Source organism: Pseudomonas sp., from assembly GCF_049645325.1.
In the GTDB taxonomy this organism is placed as follows: Bacteria; Pseudomonadota; Gammaproteobacteria; order Pseudomonadales; family Pseudomonadaceae; genus Aquipseudomonas.
The window spans coordinates 1-20,730 of record NZ_JBARTQ010000027.1 but is presented as its reverse complement, the minus strand read 5'-3'; the positions used below and the strand labels follow the sequence as shown (position 1 = coordinate 20,730).

The window sequence follows — 20,730 nt, the reverse complement described above, 5'->3', positions numbered from 1 at the left end:
ATATGCTCCTGTAAAATGCCGTTTCGGTGGGGTCTTCCCCTAAATTGCCCCGTTTTTATAGTGAAAGGCTCTGAGCTGAGCTTTTTATACTGCATGCCCCGCTGATCTTGCCCGGCAAGAAGGGCCCGTCCATGAGGCGGCCCCGGTTTTGGCAAGGGCACAGGCTTACCGGCCCGCGCCCTGAAGACTCGACGGACAATCCAATAACAAAATGAGGTTGTACCCTTATGCCAGTCGGCAACCCACTGCCCCATGGCGAGACCGCTCAAGGCGGCCCGCTCAAACGCGAACTCGGTGAGCGTCATATTCGCTTGATGGCGCTCGGCGCCTGTATCGGTGTCGGCCTGTTCCTGGGGTCGGCCAAGGCCATCGAAATGGCCGGCCCGGCGATCATGCTCTCGTACATCATTGGCGGCCTGGCGATTCTGGTGATCATGCGCGCCCTCGGCGAAATGGCCGTGCACAACCCGGTCGCCGGCTCGTTCAGCCGTTATGCCCAGGATTACCTCGGCCCGTTGGCAGGCTTTCTCACCGGCTGGAACTACTGGTTCCTGTGGCTGGTGACCTGCGTGGCCGAGATCACCGCCGTGGCGGTGTACATGGGCGTGTGGTTCCCCGACACCCCGCGCTGGATCTGGGCCCTGGCGGCGCTGATCAGCATGGGCACCATCAACCTCATCGCGGTAAAAGCCTTTGGTGAGTTCGAATTCTGGTTCGCCCTGATCAAGATCGTCACGATCATTGCGATGGTCATCGGCGGCGTCGGCATCATCGCGTTCGGCTTTGGCAACGACGGCGTGGCGCTGGGCATTTCCAACCTGTGGGCCCATGGCGGCTTCATGCCCAATGGCGTGCAAGGCGTGTTGATGTCCCTGCAAATGGTGATGTTCGCCTACCTGGGCGTGGAAATGATCGGCCTGACTGCCGGTGAAGCGAAGAACCCGCAAAAGACCATCCCCAGCGCCATCGGCTCGGTTTTCTGGCGCATCCTGCTGTTCTATGTGGGCGCGTTGTTTGTGATTCTGTCGATCTACCCGTGGAATGAAATCGGCACCCAGGGCAGCCCGTTCGTGATGACGTTCGAGCGCCTGGGCATCAAGACCGCCGCCGGCATCATCAACTTCGTGGTGATCACCGCTGCGCTGTCGTCGTGCAACGGTGGCATCTTCAGTACCGGGCGCATGCTCTACAGCCTGGCGCAGAACGGCCAGGCGCCGGCCGCCTTCGGCACCACGTCGAGCAATGGCGTACCGCGCAAGGCGCTGTTGCTGTCGATCTTTGCCTTGTTGCTGGGTGTGCTGCTCAACTACCTGGTGCCGGACCAGGTGTTTGTCTGGGTGACTTCCATCGCTACCTTCGGCGCGATCTGGACCTGGCTGATGATCCTGCTGGCCCAGCTCAAGTTCCGCCGCGGCCTGAGCCCGGCCGAGCAAGCGGGGCTCCAGTACCGCATGTGGTTGTACCCTGTCAGTTCCTACCTCGCACTGGCATTCCTGGTGCTGGTGGTCGGCCTGATGGCGTACTTCCCCGACACCCGCGTAGCGTTGTACGTGGGGCCAGCGTTCCTGATCTTGCTGACGGTGCTGTACTACGTGTTCAAGTTGCAACCGACCGCTGAAGGCTCTCCTCGTTCGGCTTGAGCCGTTACGGGTTGATCCGGGCGGTGGATAGTTGCGCCGCCTGGGTCAACTGGTTCACCAGGCGGTTGCGCTCGGCGACTTCCACGTCGATCAGTGACTGACGCCTTTCCAAGTAAGTGTCGGAGCGTTTGTCCGGCACCTCGCGGTTCAGCACATCTTCCTTGTAGCGTGTCACTGCCTTGATGGTGGAGAAAGGCTCCGGGTTGTTGTGAATCAGGTAGTCGACCCAGAATTCCTCCATCAGCAGTGACGCCTGGAAGGCGCCGGTTGCCTTCATGACCTTCAGTTTGTCGATGATCTCGTCGATGTCTTGCCGTCCGATCATGCCTTCGACGGAGTACAGCATGCCGGCCGGCTCCAGCGGCAGATCCCAGTCATTGGTCAGCAGGGTTCGCAGGTAGAGTTTGACTTCCGCATCGTCCACAGGCCTTCCCGCAGTATGGGCCGCGTGCAGGTAATCTTCGGCCAGCTGGTCCAGCGCGCGCAGGTAGAACATGCCTCGCGCCAGCCGCAGCAGGCGTTCCGTGGCCTGCAGGCTGCCGGGCTGGGCGCGTGCATCATGGAGCTTGCACTGGATCTCCATGTCCATGAACACCAGCAGCGCGCCATCACCGCAGGTGCCCGCCACGTAGGTGTTGAGGAAGACCCGCTCGCGCAAGTCGGTGGATTCGCCCATCGCCGCGAGTACGCGCCAGACCCGTGCAATCAGGGCTCGCCTTGAGGGTTCGTTGGTTTTGTAGGCGAGGGTTTGGGTCAGGTCGCGCAATGCCTGGAACGTGTCGTCAGGGCGTGCGCCTTCATGCCGCTTAAGTTGATCCCACAGCATTCTGCGCTCGCCTTGCTCAGCCAGAGGCACACCGTCCAACCAGTTGCTGATATCGCTGTGGGCTGCCCCCACGTGCAGGATGCCCGGTAATGCGCCGCCAAGGATCACGCCGGTTTGTTCACGGTAGTGCGTCAGCTGTTCCAGGGTGGCAGTGCTCAGGGGGTTGTCGTGCAGGAGCGTATTGCGGTTGGCCGCTGCCATCCTGTCATCGGTAAAGAGGGCCTCGGGCACTGTGGTGAGCTGGTTTTCCTGTAGCAACAGGCTGCGCAGTCGCGTAAGGCGCTCGGCGCCGAGGGGCCAATCGCGGATACCCGTCTGCCGCAGGCTCAGGTCACGTAAGTGACTCATGCCTGACACGTCCGGCGTCAATACCAGCGGGTTGCCGTCCAGGTTCAGCGTCTCCAGGTGCACCAGGCCCGCCAGGCCCTGGCGCGATTGGGCGGTCAGTACGATGGAGTTGTCGCTCAAGTCCAGCTTCTGCAATTGCGTCATCTGCGTGATGCTCACGGGCAACTCGGTGAGCATGCAGTCGAGCTTCAGCACCTTGAGGTTGGCGAATTTGCTGAGGAACCCATTGCCGGTCGCTGGAAAGGCGTCGCCGGAAATCTTTAACCATTCTATGTGCTCGAAACCTCGGGTGCCGAGGATGAAGTCGGCGTCGGGCAGGCTGTTGCCGTCCAGCTGCAATTCCAGGCTGAAGGTGTCGAACAGCCCGTCGATGTAGGTGCGTCGTGTTTCTCGCCGCCAGGCGCTGCGGATCTGCTGTGCCACCAAGCGTCTTCGACCGAGGTTCATGCCCAGGGGGTCGTCGAGGTCGATGGGATATTCGGCGTGGGCCCAGCGCTCAAGCTCGAAATCCAGGGCCTGGTATTCGGCCTTGCGCCGTTCCAGTTCCAGCAGCGCCGCCGGTTCGCTCATGCCCAGGGAGTCGATCAGGTTGTCGGCGTCGGCCCGGCTGAAACTGGGGTAAAGCTCGCGGACCTTGCTCGCCAGGCTCACGGGTTGATTGCCCCCGAACGGCCACAGGTTCCTCAAGGAAAACGGGTAGGCGATAAACGCGCTGTCGACCCGCATCGGCGGTTGCAGCCAGTAAGGAATATGCGGCAGGCCAAGCAGGCTTTTGATCGCGATGCGCTGGTTGAGTGCCACCTGCGCGATCGGGTTGCGCAGCGGCGTCAGGTCGCCACTGTCGTCCAACCCCAGGGCTGCACGCTGGCGGTCGCTCAGTACCTGCCAGATGGCGGTGAGCAGGTCGGTGGCGGCAGTGTCCTTTTTATCGATCAGCCGGCCTTCGGCGTCATAGGCGTGATAGCGACCGTCGACCCGCGCAAGCACTTTGCGCTCAGGCCCGGCCAGGTGCCCGGCGCTGTCGAGCAATGGTCCGGTGGCGCTGCCTTGATGGATGTCGAGGCGCACGTTGGCGGGCCAGCCGGGAATCAGTTTGAGTACATGCAGAATGATTTTTTCGCTGTCGGGGTTGCCCAGGGTCGTCAGGTACACGCCTTCATAGGCGCGGTTGAGGCGTGCATCGTTGGCGGTCAGGCGCGCCTGTTCCTGCAAGCGCAGCCCCACCTGGTCCAGCTCATTGAGTTGCTTGAGTTCCTGCCGGCTGGCCTGGTTGATCAGGCACTGTATGGCGCTCATGGGCAGGTGCGGATAGTGCGTGCGTAACCGTCCATGCAGGCCGTTGCCGGCGCGCTCGCTCTGGGCGTAGAGCATCTCGAACAACTGGCTGCGCTCGCGGTAGGCGTGTTCGGCGATCGCCTTCGCCAGTTTGAACAGGCGCTCCTGCAGGCTGGCGGGCCGCTCACCCAGCAGTGCGGTGGTCAGCGCATCGTTGCGCATCAGGGCTGTCAGCGGTTCAAGGCTGCGGCTTTGCGCCTGTGAGAGGCGGACTTTTTCCGCCGCGCCAGCATTGGTGGGCGGGTAATGGGCAACGGTGCGGCCAGCATCGTCGTGCAGTTCCAAAACATGGCTGTGCGGCCACTGCGCCAGGCTGCTTACCAGCAGCAATTGCAGCGACGGTCGTGCGGTGCGTGTGGCCGAGTAGGTGCTCATGGCTTTGATGAAGTGCAGGATCTGCGCTTCGATGCCGAAGCGTTTGCAGCTGTCCTTCAACAGCGGCGGTGGCGGCAGGCCGGCGCAATGCACTTCACGCAGGGCCCGGGCTGGCGTCGCGGTGAGCTGGAGAATGCGCTGGCTGGTGGTTTGGTCCACGTTGAAATCGGTACCCAGGCGGGCAAACAAATGATGCTCGTCCCAGGCCAGCGGGTTTTCGTTCTGCAAACGCCAGGCACCGTGATCGTTGTGTTCCAGGCGCGGGGTGTCGACGCCGATTTTTTGTGGATGCTTGAGTCGCCATTTGCGCAGGTTCTGGTCAAACGTCATCGGGTAAAACGCGCCGTACAGCGCCAGCAGTCGGTCGCCTTCCCAGTCATATAAGCCTTCGGGGTTGGGTTGCAGGTGGGTCGGCAGCATCAGGTTCTTCTGGTATTGCCCGAGCGACTCATCGAGCAGGCTGACCAGCCCGTTAGGGCCGCGGCGATCACTCATCAGGTCGGCGAGGCAGTTGCGCAGGCCCTGTGCATCACTGGCCTGGCTCATGCCGAGCAGTGTGCGTTCGTGCGGTTGCAACACCGCGCCAATGGCCAGGTAGAAACTGTCGACGGCCGGCGATACCGCAATCGTGCCGGCGTTGCGCATGTCGTAGGCTTCGTAGTGGCCGCCGCCGTAATGCAGCAGTTCGACGGTGGTGTCGTCCGGGCCGCTGCTCTGGTAGCGGTTGCGTGCTTGCCCGGTGGCCATTTCGGTGATCACCAAGTGGCGATTCAGGCGCGTAAGCAACAGGCTGGCAGAGAACTCCCTGGCCCATAGATCGGTGTCAACGTCGAACGGCCTTGGGTGGTACAAACCGTCGATGACCGCATCGATGCGCAAGGCGGTGCGCTGTTGTTCGAGGTGCTCGCGCACGTCGTTGGGCAACGTGGCGTCGTTCAGGAAGGCGTCTTGCTGCGCCATGCTCAAGGGGCGCTGTTGCAGCACCTGCGTCAGGTTGTCTGCGGTCAGGGGCGGGAACGTCTCTCGCAGTTTTTGCAGCAGTGGCGTGATCTCCACTCGTAAGGGCGCGGCCTTGATCGGTACAAAACGCCGCGCGTTGTCGGCAGCCGGCACCTGGTGCCGGGCGTGATCGGCGTAGCGGGTCATGGCCGTGAACAGGCCCGCGTGTTCGGCACTGGCCAGCGCGCCGATTTGCACGCGCAGGCGCGCAATGCGCTGGGCCTCGGTGAGCTGCGGGCTGCCTTCCTTGCCCAGGGTGGACGTTGCCGGTTGCTGGCGAATGATCAGCTCCAACAGCGCCTCTTGCGAGGGCACGTGGGTATCCGCGGCGTCGAGGGCGACATAGGTGCCGTCATCACGGCGCTTGAGGTTAATGGCCAGGCTGGCGCTTTCGTCGGCTGCGTGGCTTTCGAGCAGTCGGCCCTGCGCGTCGTGCACGTGGATCACGGCATTCCCTGGCCACGTCGGCAGTTGGGTCAGCAGGCACAGCACCGCACTGTCGGCATGGGGCGGCATGGCGCCACGCCGATGAAAACCACTGCTGATGTGCTTGATCACCTGGTCCACCTGCAGGCGCCGGACGGCTTCGATCAGGTTGATCGGCGCCTCTTCACCTGCCCAGATCTTGTCGAGGGTAGCGCGTGGCACTGCGGTACTGCGCAGCAGCGTATGGATATCCGCCGGCGACACGGCTGCCTCGGCATCGGGCAACATCTGGTTGAACAACTGGCTGTCGGAGAGCTGGCCGGCGCCGTGCAAGTCGAGGACCCAAGCCTGCAGCTTCGGCTCGAACATGATCGGCGCCGCGAAACCATTGCCATTGCGCTGCTTGAGCACAAAGCCCTGGGTCTTGGGGTCGGCGGTGACCTGCGCCACCCTCCGCTGCTCGCCCTGTTGCATCTGTACGTAGGAGTGGCCATTGAGCAGATAGACGCCTTGGGCATTCGGCACCTGGCCATCGAGCAGGTGCTGGTCCGAAATGGCGTAGGGGGCAATGTCCGGCTTCCACAAGGCGTCGTTACCGTCGCTGTGCGTGACTTTACGCGGGTCGCCCAGCCGCCTCAGTAAACCTTCGACGCGCAAGCGATGCACACGCCCGGCGGTCGCGATCAGCAGGCCGTTGATCGCCAGGTCCGCGACATCCGCCATGGCCGCCGCAAACTCGCTGGCCTCACCCTTGGCGGCTTCGTTGACGCCGATGATCAGGCTGTAGGCCAGGTTGCCGAAGACCACCGCCTGCATCACGCGGTTCAAGCCGCTGACGCCACCGGGCACGGGGGTCATCAGCAGCTCCATGGTCTGGCTGGCAATGGCTGCCGCGCCGTCCACGACGGCTTGCAGGTCGCGCTCCGAGCGTTGGGTCGCGAGCAGGCCGAGGTTGGCCTGGTAATGCTGAATGTGGCGATAGGTGAGGGCCTGCACCAGGCTCACCGCACGCGCCGGCTTGGGGTCGGTGACAAAGCGCACGTTGTCCAGGGTTCGTTCAGGGAATAACGCGTGAAACGACTCGTACAAAAAGCCCGCCACCAGGCTCAGGCCCGCTGGGCGTGGCTCATCGTGCAACAGTGCCTTGAAGCGGTTGATGTGGGTCACCGGCAGTTGCCGCGAGAACCAGTCCAGGGTGCCGTCGCGGTGGCTGGCCTTGAGGTCGGCGAGAAAATGCGCGCCGGCGGTCTTGGCATCGACGTGATAACGCAGGGCGCCACTGGGGCGGAAGGGGAAGTAAGAAATCACTCCGAGGCTGCCCACGTGAATCAGCAGCAAGGGCACCGGGATACGCAGGCTGGAGGTGTCAACAAAGGGCACGGCGGGCAAAAGAGTTTTGTCGAGGTCCAGGCTCAGGGTGTCGAACGGCAACGCGGCATTGCTGCCGTCAATCGTTTCGACCAGCGCGTTGTACAGGTCCAGTGTCAGGCCCGTGGTGGCGCGGTTACGGTAGGCTTCCAGCGCCTCAAACCGCAGGTTGGCAAGGGCGCTGGCCTGGATCAGGCCCTGGAGTTTTCCACCCGGTTTCAGGGTGTTGGCCAAGCCTGCGTGCAATTGGTCGCCAAGGTTCAGATCGCGGGTGATGGCGATGAACTGACTGACGGTCAGCCGTTTTTCATCCACACCAGTCAAGTAGGAGGCGTCGACATAACTGTGACCGGAGGCTTGAGGCGTGCCGGTGCTGAAGTCGAAGTTCAGGCAGGCCGCGTCCCATAACGACAAGCTCGACAGATGCGCGCGGTACTTCCACTCGTCCACCGTCCGGCGAAAGCGCTGCGCTGCTGCCATCCCGCCTGCGATGCTGCTGCGCGGTTCCCACGGCAGCGGTGGTTCGACCTTTTCCAGGTAGCGGGTATGCAGCACGATGCTGTTGGGGTCAAGGCCGCCCAGCCTGCTGCGCAGTCGGGCCAGCCCCTGGGTTTTGAACTGTTCCACCAGCGCGGCATTTTCAGCTTCCACCGCGTTGAGCGCGGCGAGCGCTTCACGCTGCAGCCTGACGTGATCACGTTGTTGATCGAGCGTGAGGCTGCTCATGGACTGCGCCATGACCCGGCGCAGCAGTTCCAGGGCTTGCTGTTTGCCCCAGGCATCGCTGGATTGCAAGTGGCCGGATAAGCCGTTGAGGCGTTGGTGGGTGGGCATTTGCCATTTCCTTTCACTGTAAGACGTGGAAAGAAATGGAACCACCTGGCCGCCCCCGGCAGGCGCTACCTATATAGCGTGCGGTTGATTGAGGCGTTTGTTCAAGTCCAGCCAGGCGCCCAGCGCCGCCATCAGCAATACGCCCACGAATGCGGTCAGCAGTTGCATCGCCAACGCGTCACCCGCCATTGCATTGAGCATGTCCGCCAGTGGCGCAAGCACTACGCCAAGGCAAAACACTTCCAGGGAGAAACGGCCCATACGGCCCACCTGGGCGGCCACCGGGTTGTGCGTCCAGCCCGCCGTGGGCAACAACTTCGCGGTCACGTAGGCCAGCGCGAGGAAATGCAGGAGGCGCAGGGGCGACAGGTCAGTCTTGCTGATCGGGTAAATCAGCTCGCTGATCAGGGCCGGCATCACCGCGTCATGCAGGTGCGGCCAGCGCCACGACACGGTGAGAACGCCGGCAATGATTACGTACACCGCCGCCGCGATAAACAGCGGCTGGCGTCGCAAAGGACGGGTTTGAGCAGGCACGTGCTGCCGGCTGCGAATCGCCGCCGCGCCGCCCAATACAAACAGCAGCTGCCAGGTGACCGGGTTGAAATACCACACGCCATCGTCGATGGCGCGCAGGTTCCAACCCATCCACGGCGCCAGCAGGTACACAGTCAGCGACACCGACACCACCACCCAGGGCGCGCGCAGCATCAGTGGCAGCACCAGCGCCAGGCTGGCAAGCAATACGATATACAGCGGCAACGGGTCCATCAGGTTGGGTTTAAAACGCAGCAACAGCTCATCGAGCAAAGCTTGTTGCGGGTCGCTGATGAAGTGGGTCATGCCCATCTCTTGCACCAGGTCGCGGGTCTCGACGTGGCTGTTGGCGAAAAACACGATGCCCATCAGCAGCGCCAGCAAAAAGATGTGCACCACGTACAGCACCCAGGTGCGCCGCAGGATCTTCAGGCAGGCCATCCAGTAGCCTTCGCGTTGCAGCACTTTGCCGTAGGCCATCACAGATGCGAAGCCGGCCAGGAACACAAAGATTTCCGCGGCGTCGCTGAAACCGACGTTGCGCAAGGTGATCTGCCCGAGAGGGTTGTGGGGGACGTGATCCCAGAAAATGAAGATCAGCGCCAGGCCCCGAAAAAAATCGATGCGAGGGTCGCGTCCGTTGAACATGGCAGCGGGCTCTTGAACGGTTGGTTTATTTGAGACAGGCAGGCGTGGGCGTTGACGCACGCCTTGCGTCGGGCGGGCGCAGGTTGGCGGTATTTGTAAGCAATTGCAAAGGTTGGGTATTACTGAATGTCTCTAGACATCAATGATGACCAGCGTGCCATGGCTGCCAGCGAGCACGCCATGGGCAACGCCTGCTTGCACGAGGTACATCTGGCCCGCACGCACCTGGATTTCCTCCTCCCCGATAGACAGACGCAAGTGGCCGCTGATCACCAGCAGCCCTTCGTTGTACGCGTGGGTTTCTTCTTCGTACGCCTGCTCATCCATGCGCAAAACCTTGATGCGTGCCGGGCCCACCTGGCCCACGCGCGTTGATCGCCAACTGGCGGGCAGGTGTTCGGCAATGGCGGCGAAGTCGAGTAACGGCATGTGAATCTCCTTGTTTCAACAAATGCCGTCGGTGGTCCGGTTCAGCGTTAAATGAGTTTGATGGGCTTACGCAGCCGCCACTTCATGCGGCTCAAAACTGTCCGCCCGCGCCATTTGCCACATGCGCGAGTAGAATTCGCCGTTCACTTCGCCAGTCAGCAGTTCCCCAGGTTTCAGGAACACATGCAGTTGCGAGAACAGCTTGATCTCGGTCGCCGACATGCGCCGCACCAAGTGTTTGGCCGACAGCTGCGACGGATGATCCAGGCCGGCAGCGGCGAGCATTTCCGCGAGTGCCTTGAGGGTGTTGCGGTGGAAGTTGAACACCCGCTGGGCTTTGTCCGGCACCACCAGGGCGCGCTGGCGCAGCGGGTCTTGAGTCGCCACGCCGGTCGGGCATTTGTTGGTGTGGCAGCTTTGCGACTGGATGCAGCCGATGGCGAACATGAAGCCGCGCGCCGAGTTGGCCCAGTCGGCGCCGATGGCCAGGACGCTGGCGATATCAAACGCGCTGACGATTTTGCCGCTGGCACCGAGCTTGATCTTGTCGCGCAGGTTCAGGCCCACCAGCGTGTTGTGCACAAACAAAAGGCCTTCACGCAGCGGCACACCGATATGGTCGGTGAACTCCACCGGCGCCGCGCCGGTGCCGCCTTCCTTGCCATCCACCACGATAAAGTCCGGGAGGATGCCAGTTTCCAGCATGGCTTTGGCAATGCCCATGAACTCCCACGGATGGCCCAGGCAGAACTTGAATCCCACCGGTTTACCGCCGGACAGCTCACGCAGTTGCGCGATGAATTGCATCATTTCGATCGGTGTGGAAAACGCACTGTGGCGCGACGGCGAGACGCAGTCTTCGCCCATCATGATGCCGCGGGTTTCGGCGATCTCTTTGGTGACTTTGTGCTTGGGCAGAATCCCGCCATGGCCGGGCTTGGCGCCCTGGCTCATCTTGATTTCGATCATTCGCACTTGCGGGTTTTGCGCCTGCACGGCGAAGCGTTCCGGGTCGAAACGGCCGTCGCTGGTGCGGCAGCCGAAATAGCCACTGCCGAGTTCCCACGTCAGGTCGCCGCCGTTTTCACGGTGGTAGGGGCTGATGCTGCCTTCGCCGGTGTCATGCGCGAAGTTGCCGAGCTTGGCGCCCTGGTTCAACGCGCGGATGGCGTTGGCGCTCAACGAGCCGAAGCTCATCGCGGAAATGTTGAACACCGACGCCGAATACGGCTGCGTGCACTGCGGGCCGCCAACCATCACGCGAAACGCGCTGGGGTCGCTCAACGGCGCAGGGCGCATGGAGTGGCCGATGAACTCGAAGCCTGACTGGTACACATCGATCAGCGTGCCGAAGGGTTTGTCGGCGGATTCGTTCTTGGCGCGCGAGTAAACCAGCGAGCGCTGCGCCCGGGAGAAGGGCAGGGCGTCGCTGTCGGACTCCAAGAGGTATTGGCGGATTTCCGGGCGGATGGCTTCCACCAGGTAGCGGATATTGCCCAGGATAGGGTAGTTGCGGCGCACCGCGTGGGGGCTTTGCAGCAGGTCGAAAATGCCGATCAGGCTAAGGACGCCAGTGACGATGGTGATAGGCCACAGCCATTCATGTTCGATAAAGGGGAGGCTGGCGAGGGTGAAAATGACGCACACGGCAAAGAAGGCGTAACGGCTTAGTAACGACAGGCTCATACGGTTTTCCTTGGGTTCGGACTCATCGGCTAGGCGTTTTGCGCCTGAAGAAAGATCGAGAACAGCTCCGACTGGGATTTGATCCCTAGCTTGCTGTACATGTGTTTCTTATGGACTTTCACGGTTTCAACGGAGATTTCCAGCTTACGAGCGATTTCCTTGCTGGAGCAACCACTGAGCATCAAGCGGCCTACATCCAGCTCGCGGGCGGTAAGTTGCGCGCCCCATTCATCGCGTTGCATCGGCGGCGCCGGCGCGCTGACCTGGTTGAGCTCAAAAGGCAGGCGCTGGCGCAGCAGGCTCAGCACCCAAGGCTGGATCAGCGACAGCAAGGCAATTTGCGCAGGGTCAAAGCGCTGTTTCGAACCCAGCGACAGGCAGAGGGTACGCCCATCCGGCAACTGGCAATTAAACTGGATTTCATCGGCCACCACGTTCAGGCGAAAGTAGCGCTGGTAATACTCGGTGAGTTCGAAGTGTTCCGGCGCCACTTCCGCCAGGCGAAACAGCCCGGCGCGCGCGTGTTCGCGGCTGGCGATGTAGAAGGGGTCGAGCAGGTACAGGCCGTTGAGGTAGTCCTGGAACAGGTGGTCCGGCGTACCGTCGGCACCCGGGCATTCGGCGAACACCAGCGGGCGGTGTTCGCTGCTGAACAGCAACACCACCCAGCTGTCGGACGGCACGTATTGGTCGAGCAAGCGCACGAGTTGGGTCCAGAAGTTGGCCTGGTCCAGAGCGTCTATCATCTGCCCCACCGAACGGTGCCAGGCGATGTCTTCCAGCGACATGGTCATTGATCTACCCCTATCGGGTTACCCCCGTCGCGTAATTCCCTGGCCTGTGATGGCTGCGCATACTGCGGCACAGATAAAGAACAAGGAATACCCATGAAGGTCGAATTTGCCCAGTTGGCAGGCCGTGATAACGGCACAGCTTACAACCTTGAGCGCGCCTTGGCGGCAATTGCTGCGTGCGCCGCGGATACGCAACTGATCGTCTTCCCGGAAACCCACTTGATGGGCTTCCCCTCGGCCGAGACCGTCGCCGACATCGCCGAGCCGCTGGACGGCCCCACCGTTCAAGCCGTTATCCAGGCTGCCCGTGCGCGCAACATCGCCGTGGTCATCGGCATGGCCGAGAACGACGGCGGCCAATTTTATAACACCACCGTGCTGATCACCCCCGAGGGCATTGCCCTGCGCTATCGCAAGACCCACCTGTGGGCCTCGGATCGCGGCGTGTTCACCCCGGGTGATCGCTACACCACGTGTGTGTGGAACGGCGTGCGCGTCGGCCTGTTGATCTGCTACGACATCGAGTTCCCGGAAACCGCCCGCGCCCTGGCGCAGCTGGGCACTGAACTGCTGATCGTCACCAACGGCAACATGGACCCGTACGGGCCGACTCACCGCACCGCAATCATGGCCCGTGCCCAGGAAAACCAGGCGTTCGCGCTGATGGTCAACCGGGTGGAAGAGGGCGATGGCGGGCTATTGTTTGCCGGTGGCAGCGCCCTGGTGGACCCGTTTGGCACCCTGCTGTTCGAAGCCGGGCGCGAGGAAGGGCAATTCACGGTCGAGCTGGACCTCGATCAACTGGTGGCGGCTCGCAAGGATTACCGCTACCTGGACGACCAGCGCTTGAAATTGCCGGGTGAGGTGATCGAGCGCACTGACGGGACCCGCGAGTTGCTGATCCCTCAACACTGATTCCCTTGAGATGGAATTCCTGTGGTGAGCGGCCATGTCCGCTCACCACAAAGGCTGTGCCTCACACCCATAATAAAGACCTCAGCTTTACCGACTTCAGTTCTGCCATAAAACCAATAAATCAGCGGAGAATCGCTCATGGCTCGTTTGCAACGCACCCTGTCGTTAGGGTCGGTGGTGCTGTTTGGCATCGCCTATATGACGCCGATCATTGTGCTCGGCACCTTCGGCATCCTGGCGCAATCCACCGCCGGCATGGTCCCCGCCGCGTATCTGGCCGCCTTGGTGGCGATGTTTTTTACCGCCATGAGTTACGGGCGCATGGCCTCGGCGTTCCCGGTCGCGGGTTCCGCCTACAGCTATGTGCGCAAAGCCATCAGCCCCAAGCTGGGCTTCATTGCCGGCTGGGCGGTGTTGCTCGACTACCTGTTCTTGCCCATGGCCATCTGGCTGATCGGCGCGGCGTACCTCAATTCGGCGTTTCCTTCGGTGCCGCAGTGGATCTGGGTGCTGGCGTTCATCGGCATCACCAGCGCCATCAATATCGTCGGCCTCAAACTCGCCAATGGCATCAACGCTCTGCTGATGCTGGTGCAGTTTCTGGTGCTGATCGCCTTTGTCGCGCTGTGCATCCACTACATCGGCGGTGACGCGAGCAAGCCACTGTGGACGATCACCCCGTTCTTCAACGGCCAGATGCAAATGCCGCTGATCATGAGCGGCGCGGCGATCGCCTGTTATTCGTTCCTGGGCTTTGACGCGGTGAGCACCCTCACCGAAGAAACCCGTGACCCACGCCGCACCATCCCACGGGCGATCATGTTGATCACCTTGATCGGCGGGCTGATCTTCGTCGGCGTGTCCTACTTTGTGCAGATCGCCCACCCGTCATTCGAGTTTGCCAATGTGGATTCGGCGGCGTATGAAATCGCGCGCAATATCGGTGGCGACCTGTTTGTGTCGATCTTCCTTGTCGGCCTGATCGTTGGCCAATTCGCCTCGGGGCTGTCGGCTCAGGCCAGTGGTTCGCGGTTGCTGTTTGCAATGGGCCGCGACGGTGTGTTGCCCAAGTCGTTCTTCGGCACCTTGCATGCGCGCTTCGGCACGCCGGTCAACAGCATCCTGCTGTGTGCGGTGGTGGCACTGCTGGCGTTGAAGCTGGACGTGACCACCTCCACCTCGTTCATCAATTTCGGCGCGTTCCTGGCCTTCAGCCTGGTGAACCTGTCGGTGATCTTCCACTACTGGATCGGCGCCAAACAGCGCGGTGCGCGTGAGCTGATCCTGTTCCTGGTGTTCCCGACCATCGGGTTGCTGGCGGATTTGTGGCTGATGGTCAGCCTTGATCACCTGGCGATCTACTTGGGTGTGGTGTGGTTGGCGATCGGTCTGGTTTACCTGGGTTTCCTCACCCGCGGCTTCTCGCAACAGCCGCCGGAAATGGACTTCCAGGAAGCCGCATAGAAGCGACGGGTCTATTCTTATTGCAATCGGTTCTCGTTTGGGTGCATGATTTGTGTTACTGTATAACACATCAATTGCACCCAAACGCCCCGGAGGCCCTATGAAAGCTGGTATCCATCCCGACTACCGTACCGTGTTGTTCCACGACACCGCCGCCGACGTGTTCTTTCTGATCGGCTCCACTGCCGACAGTGATCGCACCCATACCTACAGCGACGGCCACACTTACCCGTACATCCCGCTCGACGTGTCCAGCGCTTCGCACCCGATCTACACCGGCCAACAGCGCAAGACCCAGGCCGAAGGCCGGATTGCCGGGTTCAACAAGCGTTTTGCGTCGTTTGGTTCAAGCCCGAAACCCGCTGACGCGTGAGGCGTACAGGTTTCACCTCGAAGGCCGTTCCGGTTTCTGGAGCGGCCTTTTTTATGCATTGATATCGTTAGGCCATCACTTTCCAAAAAGCCGACTAAACTACCTAGTAACCGCCAGGAAGGCAGACCCGACCGTAAGGACCGCACACCGACGATCCGAGGTGTTCCATGGGAGAGTCAGTTGCTTTCACCGATACCGACCGTCCTGTGGTGCTCTTGATCGACGCCCACCCGGATGTATTGCACAGCCTGACGCAATTGCTGCGCCTGGAGCCTTTCGAACTCTACAGCGCCACCTGTGCCGCTGACGCCCTGGCGATTCTCGCCACACAACCCGTCGATTTGGTGATGAGTGCCGCGCGCCTGCCGGACATGGACGGCGCTTCGCTGCTGGCGCATATCCATCAACACTATGCCCAGACTGTGCGCATCCTGCTGACCAGCGAGACCGACCTGACGCTGATCGTCAAAGCCATCAACGAGGGCGAAATCTATCGCTACCTGAGCAAACCCTGGAACGATGAGGAGTTGCTGTTGGCGTTGCGCCAGTCCCTGGCCCATCAACATTCGGAGCGCGAGCGCGGGCGGCTGGAGCAGTTGATCCAACAGCAGAATGAAGCCCTCAAGCAGCTCAACGCCACCCTGGAAAAACGCGTGGCCTCGCGTACCAGTGAACTGCAGCAAACGGCGGACATGCTCGACCTGGCGTACGAAGAGCTCAAGCACAGCTATGCGACCGGGACTGAAGTGTTTTCGCTGCTGGCGAATCTGCGCCTGCCGCGTGCCAAGCAGACCAACCGGCAGATCATTGAACTGGTGCGCACCTGGTGCGTGTCCCATGGCGTGGACGAGGCGAGCAACCGCGACCTGACCATGGCCGCCGCGCTTTACAACATCGGCAAGCTGAGCTGGAGCGACAGCATGATGGCCTCGCCCTCGGACTTGCTCCACAGCGCCGACCGTGAACGCTACCGTGCCTATGCCACCCAGAGTGAATCGTTGCTGATGACCCTTGAGCCGATGAAAGATGCCGCGCGGCTGATCCGCCATCACCAGGAACGCTGGGATGGCAGCGGTTTTCCCGACCACCTTAAAGGCGAGGCGATCCCCGCCGGCTCACGCTTGCTGAAACTGGCGGTGGACTTTATCGAGCTGCAAAAGGGCTTGATCCTCGAACGGCAGATGAACAGCGACGAAGCGCTGCTGTACATCCGTAAATATGCCGGGCGGCTGTATGACCCGGACATGGTCGAAGACTTTGTCTCGGTCTGCGCCACCTACCTCAATGACGTGACCCTGGGCGACCCGAACGTCAAAGTCCTCGGCACGCGTGAACTGGAGGAGGGCATGGTACTGGCGCGCAACTTGAACGCCGATAACGGCATGTTGCTGCTCAATGCCGGCAAAGTCTTGAACCTGCCGTTGGTGGACAAGCTGATCGCGTTTGAAACCATGGAAGGTGCGCGCTATAGCGTTTTCATCAAGGAAGACGCCGCTATTGCAAGCTGAAACCTGAAGAAATGTGGGAGCTGGCTTGCCTGCGATAGCGCTGGGTCAGTGATGAAGATGTGTGCTGAAACATGGCTATCGCCGGCAAGCCAACTCCCACATTTTTGCTCCCGCACTTTATTGCGGCGTGCCAGAAGGCATGTGATCCTTGCATCTTTGTGTCCAAGGCGAGTTTTCATGACTTCCATCCTCCGCATCGCCGCCGCCCTGTTGATTGGCAGCGACGGCCAGACATTGCTGGTGCGCAAGCGCGGCACCCAGGCGTTCATGCAGCCCGGCGGCAAGATCGACGCCGGCGAGCAACCTGTAGAAGCGCTCGCCCGTGAGCTGTACGAAGAGCTGAACCTGCAGATCGAGCCCAGCGACGCCCTCTACCTCGGCCACTTCTCTGCGCCTGCCGCCAACGAGCCGGGGTTCACCGTGCACGCCGAGCTGTTCCAGGTGCACATCGATGTGCCGGTCACTCCGGCCGCCGAAATCGAAGAAGTGCGCTGGATCGACCCGGCCGGTGACGGCGGCCTGCCATTGGCACCGTTGACGCGCGACCTGATCCTGCCGTTTTATCGCGCATCGCTGACAGCATGATCATTCGCACGTTGGGGGTCGGCGATGCCGAGGCGTATCGCGCGTTGATGCTCGAAGCGTATGGGGCTTATCCCCAGGCGTTTACTTCCAGCGTGGCTGAACGCGCGTTGATGCCGTTGAGCTGGTGGGAAAAGCGCCTCGACAGCCCGCTGGATCGGCTGCTTGGCGGCTTTGAAGGGGAAGCGCTGGCAGGGATTGTCGGCCTGGCCTTCGAGCCGCGTGAAAAGGCGCGGCACAAGGTGACCTTGTTCGGCATGTACGTGACCGCCGCCCATCAACGCAACGGGCTGGGTCAGCAATTGGTCGAGGTAGCGCTCGCTGAGGCGCGCGGGCACGCGCGCCTCAAACTGATCCAGTTGACCGTCACCGCCGGCAATGACGCGGCCTTTGCGCTGTACCAGCGTTGCGGGTTTATCCAGTACGGGTTGGAGCCGCTGGCGGTGCGGGTGGGCGAGGATTACTTCGACAAAATCCACATGTGGCGTGAACTCACAACCGGCTGAAATTCAAATGCAGCACAGACTCACAGTCAAATGTGGGAACCCATGCCCAATGTGGGTTAGCGAACCGCGCTGACCCCGTCCAATGTCGAGAACGACGTGTCCTTGGCCGTCAGCAAAAAGTCGCGCATGTACGGCGCATCCAGCATGTCCGCGCGAATCCCTGCGTACAGCGTCGCAAACAGCCCTTTCTCGCCGAGCCGCTTGGCCTTGACGTAGCCGCGCGAGCTGTATTCGTGCAAGGCCCAATGAGGCATACCGCAGACGCCACGGCCACTGGCGACCAGTTGCATCATCATCACCGTCAGCTCCGAGGTGCGCACCTGGGCCGGTTCCACGTCGGCAGGCTCCAGGAAGCGGGTGAAGATGTCGAGGCGGTCGCGTTCCACCGGGTAGGTGATCAGGGTTTCAGTCAGCAAGTCTTCGGGCACGATGTACGACTTGTTTGCCAGCGGGTGCTGGTTGGCCACGGCCAGCATGGCTTCGTAGGTAAACAACGGCACATACGTGATGCCCGGCAGTTCCAGCGGGTCGGACGTCACCACCAGGTCCAGATCGCCACGGGCCAGGGCCGGCAGTGGCGCGAAGGCAAAGCCGGACGCCAGGTCCAGCTCGACTTCGGGCCAGGCATCGCGGAACTGGTCGATGGTCGGCATCAGCCACTGGAAGCAGCTGTGGCACTCGATCGCCATGTGCAGACGCCCGGCGGTGCCGCCGGCCAGACGCGCGATATCACGCTCGGCGCCGCGCAGCAGCGGCAGGGTCGCGTCGGCCAGTTGCAGCAGGCGCAGGCCGGCGCTGGTAAAGCGCAACGGCTTGGTCTTGCGCACGAACAGTTGCATGCCCAGGCGCTCCTCCAGCTCCTTGAACTGGTGGGACAGCGCCGATTGCGTCAGGTGCAGGCGCTCGGCGGCTTCCACCAGGCTGTCGGCTTCGCGCAGGGCGTGCAGGGTCTTGAGGTGACGGATTTCGAGCACGGGCTCTCCATGAAGACAATTTGTGGCGAAGTTGGATCGCGTGAGTTTGTCTCATGTTGCAAGGCGTGTCGACCATGACCGCCGGGCACTCTTCATCAAACTGTCACAGAACTGTGGCAGCGCGCTTGAACAAACTTCATCAGACTCGCGCTCTACTGGGGTTCTGCGTTTCGGTGTTTTTCATGCGCGTGTTTTTTCTACTAGCCGCTCTACTGTTCGGCCTGCCGTCTTTTGCGGCGTCTCGATGTGATGTGAATGTCCCTACTCAAACGGTCGATCTGGCACAGGTGAGCATCGCCTACCAGAGCATCGGCCGTGCGTCCGACCCCGCCTTGCTGCTGGTGATGGGCCTGGGCGGGCAGTTGATTCACTGGCCGGATGAGGTGGTGGTCGCCCTGTGTGAGCAAGGCTTTCGCGTGATCCGTTACGACAACCGCGACGTCGGCCTGTCCAGCTGGCGCCAGGCCCCGGCCAGCGCCAACCTGACCTTTGAGGTACTGCGCTACAAGCTCGGTCTGCCCGTGGCGGCGCCTTATACCCTGACCGACATGGCCGATGACGCCCTGGGCTTGATGGACGCCTTGCAGGTCCAGCAATTTCACGTGCTGGGCGTGAGCATGGGCGGCATGATCGCCCAGCACCTGGCGGCCATGGCGCCGCAACGGGTAGAAAGCCTGACCTTGGTGATGACCAGTTCCGGCGCCGAAGGCCTGCCGGCGCCAAGTGCGGCGCTGGTGCAATTGTTGTCGCGGCGCAGCGCGCCGAATCGCGAAGTGGCGCTTGAGCAGCAGGCCGACCTGCTGGCTGCGCTGGGCAGCCCTTATGTGAAAGATGATCGCCAAGTATTGTTGCACCAGGCGGCGCTGTCCTACGACCGCGCCTTCAACCCGGACGGCGTGAAGCGCCAGATCATGGCGATCCTCGCCGAGCCGAGCCGCGTGCCGTTGCTCAACCAACTGCGCGTGCCGACCCTGGTGGTGCACGGCACGGCGGACCCGCTGTTGCCAGTGATGCACGGCGTGCACCTGGCCGCGCATATTCAGGGCAGCCAGCTCAAGCTGATTCCCGGCATGGCCCACCGCTTCCAGGAAGCGTTCAAGGCGCCGCTGCTGACGGCGGTGTTGCCGTATCTGAAAGCCCATCGCGAAGATGCTGCGCACTGGGCACAGATTGACTTGGGCGAGCCTTCGAAGGTGCTGTGAAGTTGGTGTATCGTGACGCTTTTGCGGCGCGCTACTGCCAACGAGGTTGCCACCATGAGTACTTCCCTGAAAATCGATTTCATCAGCGACGTGTCCTGCCCCTGGTGCGTCATTGGCCTGCGCGGCCTGACTGAAGCGCTGGACCAGCTCGGTGCCGAAGTGCAGGCCGAGATTCATTTCCAGCCCTTTGAGCTGAACCCGAACATGCCCGCTGAAGGGCAGAACATTGTCGAGCACATCACCGAAAAGTACGGCTCCACGGCCGAAGAGTCACAGGCGAACCGTGCGCGTATTCGTGACATGGGCGCGGAGTTGGGTTTTGCCTTTCGCACTGACGGGCAGAGTCGTATCTACAACACGTTTGACGCTCATCGCCTGCTGTATTGGGCGGGGCTTGAGGGGTTGCAGTACAACCTCAAAGAGGCGCTGTTCACGGCGTATTTCAGTGATGGGCAGGATCCGTCTGATCCTGCGACGCTGGCGATAATTGCTGAGAGCGTGGGGTTGGATGTTACGCGGGCGGCGCAGATTCTTGCTTCGGATGAATACGCAGCGCAGGTTCGCGAAGAGGAGCAGTTGTGGGTTTCTCGTGGGGTGACTTCGGTGCCGACCATTGTGTTTAACGGTCAGTATGCGGTCAGTGGGGGGCAGCCGGTGGAGGCGTTTGTGGGGGCGATTCGTCAGATTATTCGTGAGGCGAAGGGATGAGTTTTTGGGGCGGGGTTTTGGGGGTATATCCGTTGCTGCGGTGATGGCGGCTTAGGGTTCCGCCCTTACGGCGGGTCACTTTTGGAAGGACCCAAAAGTAACCAAAAGGTCCTCGCCCCTCCACTTGGTGCCTCGCCTAGGCTCGGCATGCCCGCACTCCGGCTTGAATCCGTGGGCCGCCGCCACGCGCCATCCATGGCGCGGGGCGGCTAACCCGGCATCCTTGCCGGGTTACCCACGGATTCAAGCCTGC

General features: G+C 61.7%; 15 protein-coding genes. 9 read left to right on the top strand and 6 right to left on the bottom strand.

Features of this window, described 5'->3' with window-relative positions:
* Positions 1–227 precede the first annotated feature (227 nt).
* Positions 228–1,640 carry an amino acid permease gene (locus WBB95_RS00930; RefSeq protein WP_424485882.1) on the top strand — a complete coding sequence of 471 codons (1,413 nt, stop codon included), beginning with the start codon at positions 228–230 and terminating at the stop codon, positions 1,638–1,640.
* Between the two features lie 4 nt (positions 1,641–1,644).
* Here WBB95_RS00930 and WBB95_RS00925 read toward each other — a convergent pair whose 3' ends face one another.
* The 5 genes from WBB95_RS00925 to WBB95_RS00905 all read right to left on the bottom strand — a co-directional run bounded on the left by WBB95_RS00925 (position 1,645) and on the right by WBB95_RS00905 (position 12,245).
* A complete protein-coding gene (locus tag WBB95_RS00925; RefSeq protein ID WP_424485881.1) occupies positions 1,645–8,151 on the bottom strand; it encodes an NEL-type E3 ubiquitin ligase domain-containing protein in 6,507 nt (2,168 codons plus the stop codon).
* Positions 8,152–8,220: 69 nt separating this feature from the next.
* Complete coding sequence (locus WBB95_RS00920; protein WP_424485880.1) at positions 8,221–9,336, bottom strand: OpgC domain-containing protein; 1,116 nt, start codon at positions 9,334–9,336, stop codon at positions 8,221–8,223.
* Between the two features lie 132 nt (positions 9,337–9,468).
* Complete coding sequence (locus WBB95_RS00915) at positions 9,469–9,765, bottom strand: cupin domain-containing protein (protein WP_424485879.1); 297 nt, start codon at positions 9,763–9,765, stop codon at positions 9,469–9,471.
* A gap of 66 nt (positions 9,766–9,831) precedes the next feature.
* Positions 9,832–11,451 carry an FMN-binding glutamate synthase family protein gene (locus WBB95_RS00910; RefSeq protein ID WP_424485878.1) on the bottom strand — a complete coding sequence of 540 codons (1,620 nt, stop codon included), beginning with the start codon at positions 11,449–11,451 and terminating at the stop codon, positions 9,832–9,834.
* Positions 11,452–11,480: 29 nt separating this feature from the next.
* Positions 11,481–12,245, bottom strand: coding sequence for a response regulator transcription factor (locus WBB95_RS00905; RefSeq protein WP_424485877.1), 765 nt, complete (start codon positions 12,243–12,245; stop codon positions 11,481–11,483).
* A 93-nt stretch (positions 12,246–12,338) separates the two neighbouring features.
* Between WBB95_RS00905 and WBB95_RS00900 the strand changes: the two genes are divergently transcribed.
* The 6 genes from WBB95_RS00900 to WBB95_RS00875 all read left to right on the top strand — a co-directional run bounded on the left by WBB95_RS00900 (position 12,339) and on the right by WBB95_RS00875 (position 17,593).
* Positions 12,339–13,160, top strand: a complete 822-nt coding sequence (locus WBB95_RS00900; RefSeq protein WP_424485876.1) for a carbon-nitrogen hydrolase family protein — start codon at positions 12,339–12,341, stop codon at positions 13,158–13,160.
* A gap of 138 nt (positions 13,161–13,298) precedes the next feature.
* On the top strand, positions 13,299–14,624 hold the full coding sequence (locus tag WBB95_RS00895) for an APC family permease (protein ID WP_424485875.1): 1,326 nt from the start codon (positions 13,299–13,301) through the stop codon (positions 14,622–14,624).
* A gap of 100 nt (positions 14,625–14,724) precedes the next feature.
* A complete protein-coding gene (locus WBB95_RS00890) occupies positions 14,725–14,997 on the top strand; it encodes a type B 50S ribosomal protein L31 (protein WP_424485874.1) in 273 nt (90 codons plus the stop codon).
* A gap of 167 nt (positions 14,998–15,164) precedes the next feature.
* Entirely contained in the window at positions 15,165–16,505 is a 1,341-nt protein-coding gene (locus WBB95_RS00885) for an HD domain-containing phosphohydrolase (protein ID WP_424485873.1), read from the top strand.
* Between the two features lie 177 nt (positions 16,506–16,682).
* Positions 16,683–17,090 carry an NUDIX hydrolase gene (locus WBB95_RS00880; protein ID WP_424485872.1) on the top strand — a complete coding sequence of 136 codons (408 nt, stop codon included), beginning with the start codon at positions 16,683–16,685 and terminating at the stop codon, positions 17,088–17,090.
* The gene (locus WBB95_RS00875) at positions 17,087–17,593 is read left to right on the top strand and encodes an N-acetyltransferase family protein (protein WP_424485871.1); all 507 of its coding nucleotides are present in this window, start codon (positions 17,087–17,089) and stop codon (positions 17,591–17,593) included. Before WBB95_RS00880 ends, WBB95_RS00875 begins: the two co-directional genes overlap by 4 nt.
* A gap of 56 nt (positions 17,594–17,649) precedes the next feature.
* Here the strand turns inward: WBB95_RS00875 and metR are convergent, their stop codons facing one another.
* A complete protein-coding gene (gene metR / locus WBB95_RS00870) occupies positions 17,650–18,567 on the bottom strand; it encodes a transcriptional regulator MetR (RefSeq protein ID WP_424485870.1) in 918 nt (305 codons plus the stop codon).
* A gap of 182 nt (positions 18,568–18,749) precedes the next feature.
* On the opposite strand from metR, the gene WBB95_RS00865 reads away from it, so the two are divergent.
* Positions 18,750–19,769, top strand: a complete 1,020-nt coding sequence (locus WBB95_RS00865) for an alpha/beta fold hydrolase (RefSeq protein ID WP_424485869.1) — start codon at positions 18,750–18,752, stop codon at positions 19,767–19,769.
* A gap of 54 nt (positions 19,770–19,823) precedes the next feature.
* Positions 19,824–20,477, top strand: a complete 654-nt coding sequence (locus WBB95_RS00860) for a DsbA family oxidoreductase (RefSeq protein WP_424485868.1) — start codon at positions 19,824–19,826, stop codon at positions 20,475–20,477.
* Positions 20,478–20,730: the final 253 nt, after the last annotated feature.

Coding starts and splice junctions, on each gene's coding strand:
- WBB95_RS00930 (WP_424485882.1), top strand. CDS start 228: ATGCCAGTCGGCAACCCACTGCCCCATGGCGAGACCGCTCAAGGCGGC.
- WBB95_RS00925 (WP_424485881.1), bottom strand. CDS start 8,151: ATGCCCACCCACCAACGCCTCAACGGCTTATCCGGCCACTTGCAATCC.
- WBB95_RS00920 (WP_424485880.1), bottom strand. CDS start 9,336: ATGTTCAACGGACGCGACCCTCGCATCGATTTTTTTCGGGGCCTGGCG.
- WBB95_RS00915 (WP_424485879.1), bottom strand. CDS start 9,765: ATGCCGTTACTCGACTTCGCCGCCATTGCCGAACACCTGCCCGCCAGT.
- WBB95_RS00910 (WP_424485878.1), bottom strand. CDS start 11,451: ATGAGCCTGTCGTTACTAAGCCGTTACGCCTTCTTTGCCGTGTGCGTC.
- WBB95_RS00905 (WP_424485877.1), bottom strand. CDS start 12,245: ATGACCATGTCGCTGGAAGACATCGCCTGGCACCGTTCGGTGGGGCAG.
- WBB95_RS00900 (WP_424485876.1), top strand. CDS start 12,339: ATGAAGGTCGAATTTGCCCAGTTGGCAGGCCGTGATAACGGCACAGCT.
- WBB95_RS00895 (WP_424485875.1), top strand. CDS start 13,299: ATGGCTCGTTTGCAACGCACCCTGTCGTTAGGGTCGGTGGTGCTGTTT.
- WBB95_RS00890 (WP_424485874.1), top strand. CDS start 14,725: ATGAAAGCTGGTATCCATCCCGACTACCGTACCGTGTTGTTCCACGAC.
- WBB95_RS00885 (WP_424485873.1), top strand. CDS start 15,165: ATGGGAGAGTCAGTTGCTTTCACCGATACCGACCGTCCTGTGGTGCTC.
- WBB95_RS00880 (WP_424485872.1), top strand. CDS start 16,683: ATGACTTCCATCCTCCGCATCGCCGCCGCCCTGTTGATTGGCAGCGAC.
- WBB95_RS00875 (WP_424485871.1), top strand. CDS start 17,087: ATGATCATTCGCACGTTGGGGGTCGGCGATGCCGAGGCGTATCGCGCG.
- WBB95_RS00865 (WP_424485869.1), top strand. CDS start 18,750: ATGCGCGTGTTTTTTCTACTAGCCGCTCTACTGTTCGGCCTGCCGTCT.
- WBB95_RS00860 (WP_424485868.1), top strand. CDS start 19,824: ATGAGTACTTCCCTGAAAATCGATTTCATCAGCGACGTGTCCTGCCCC.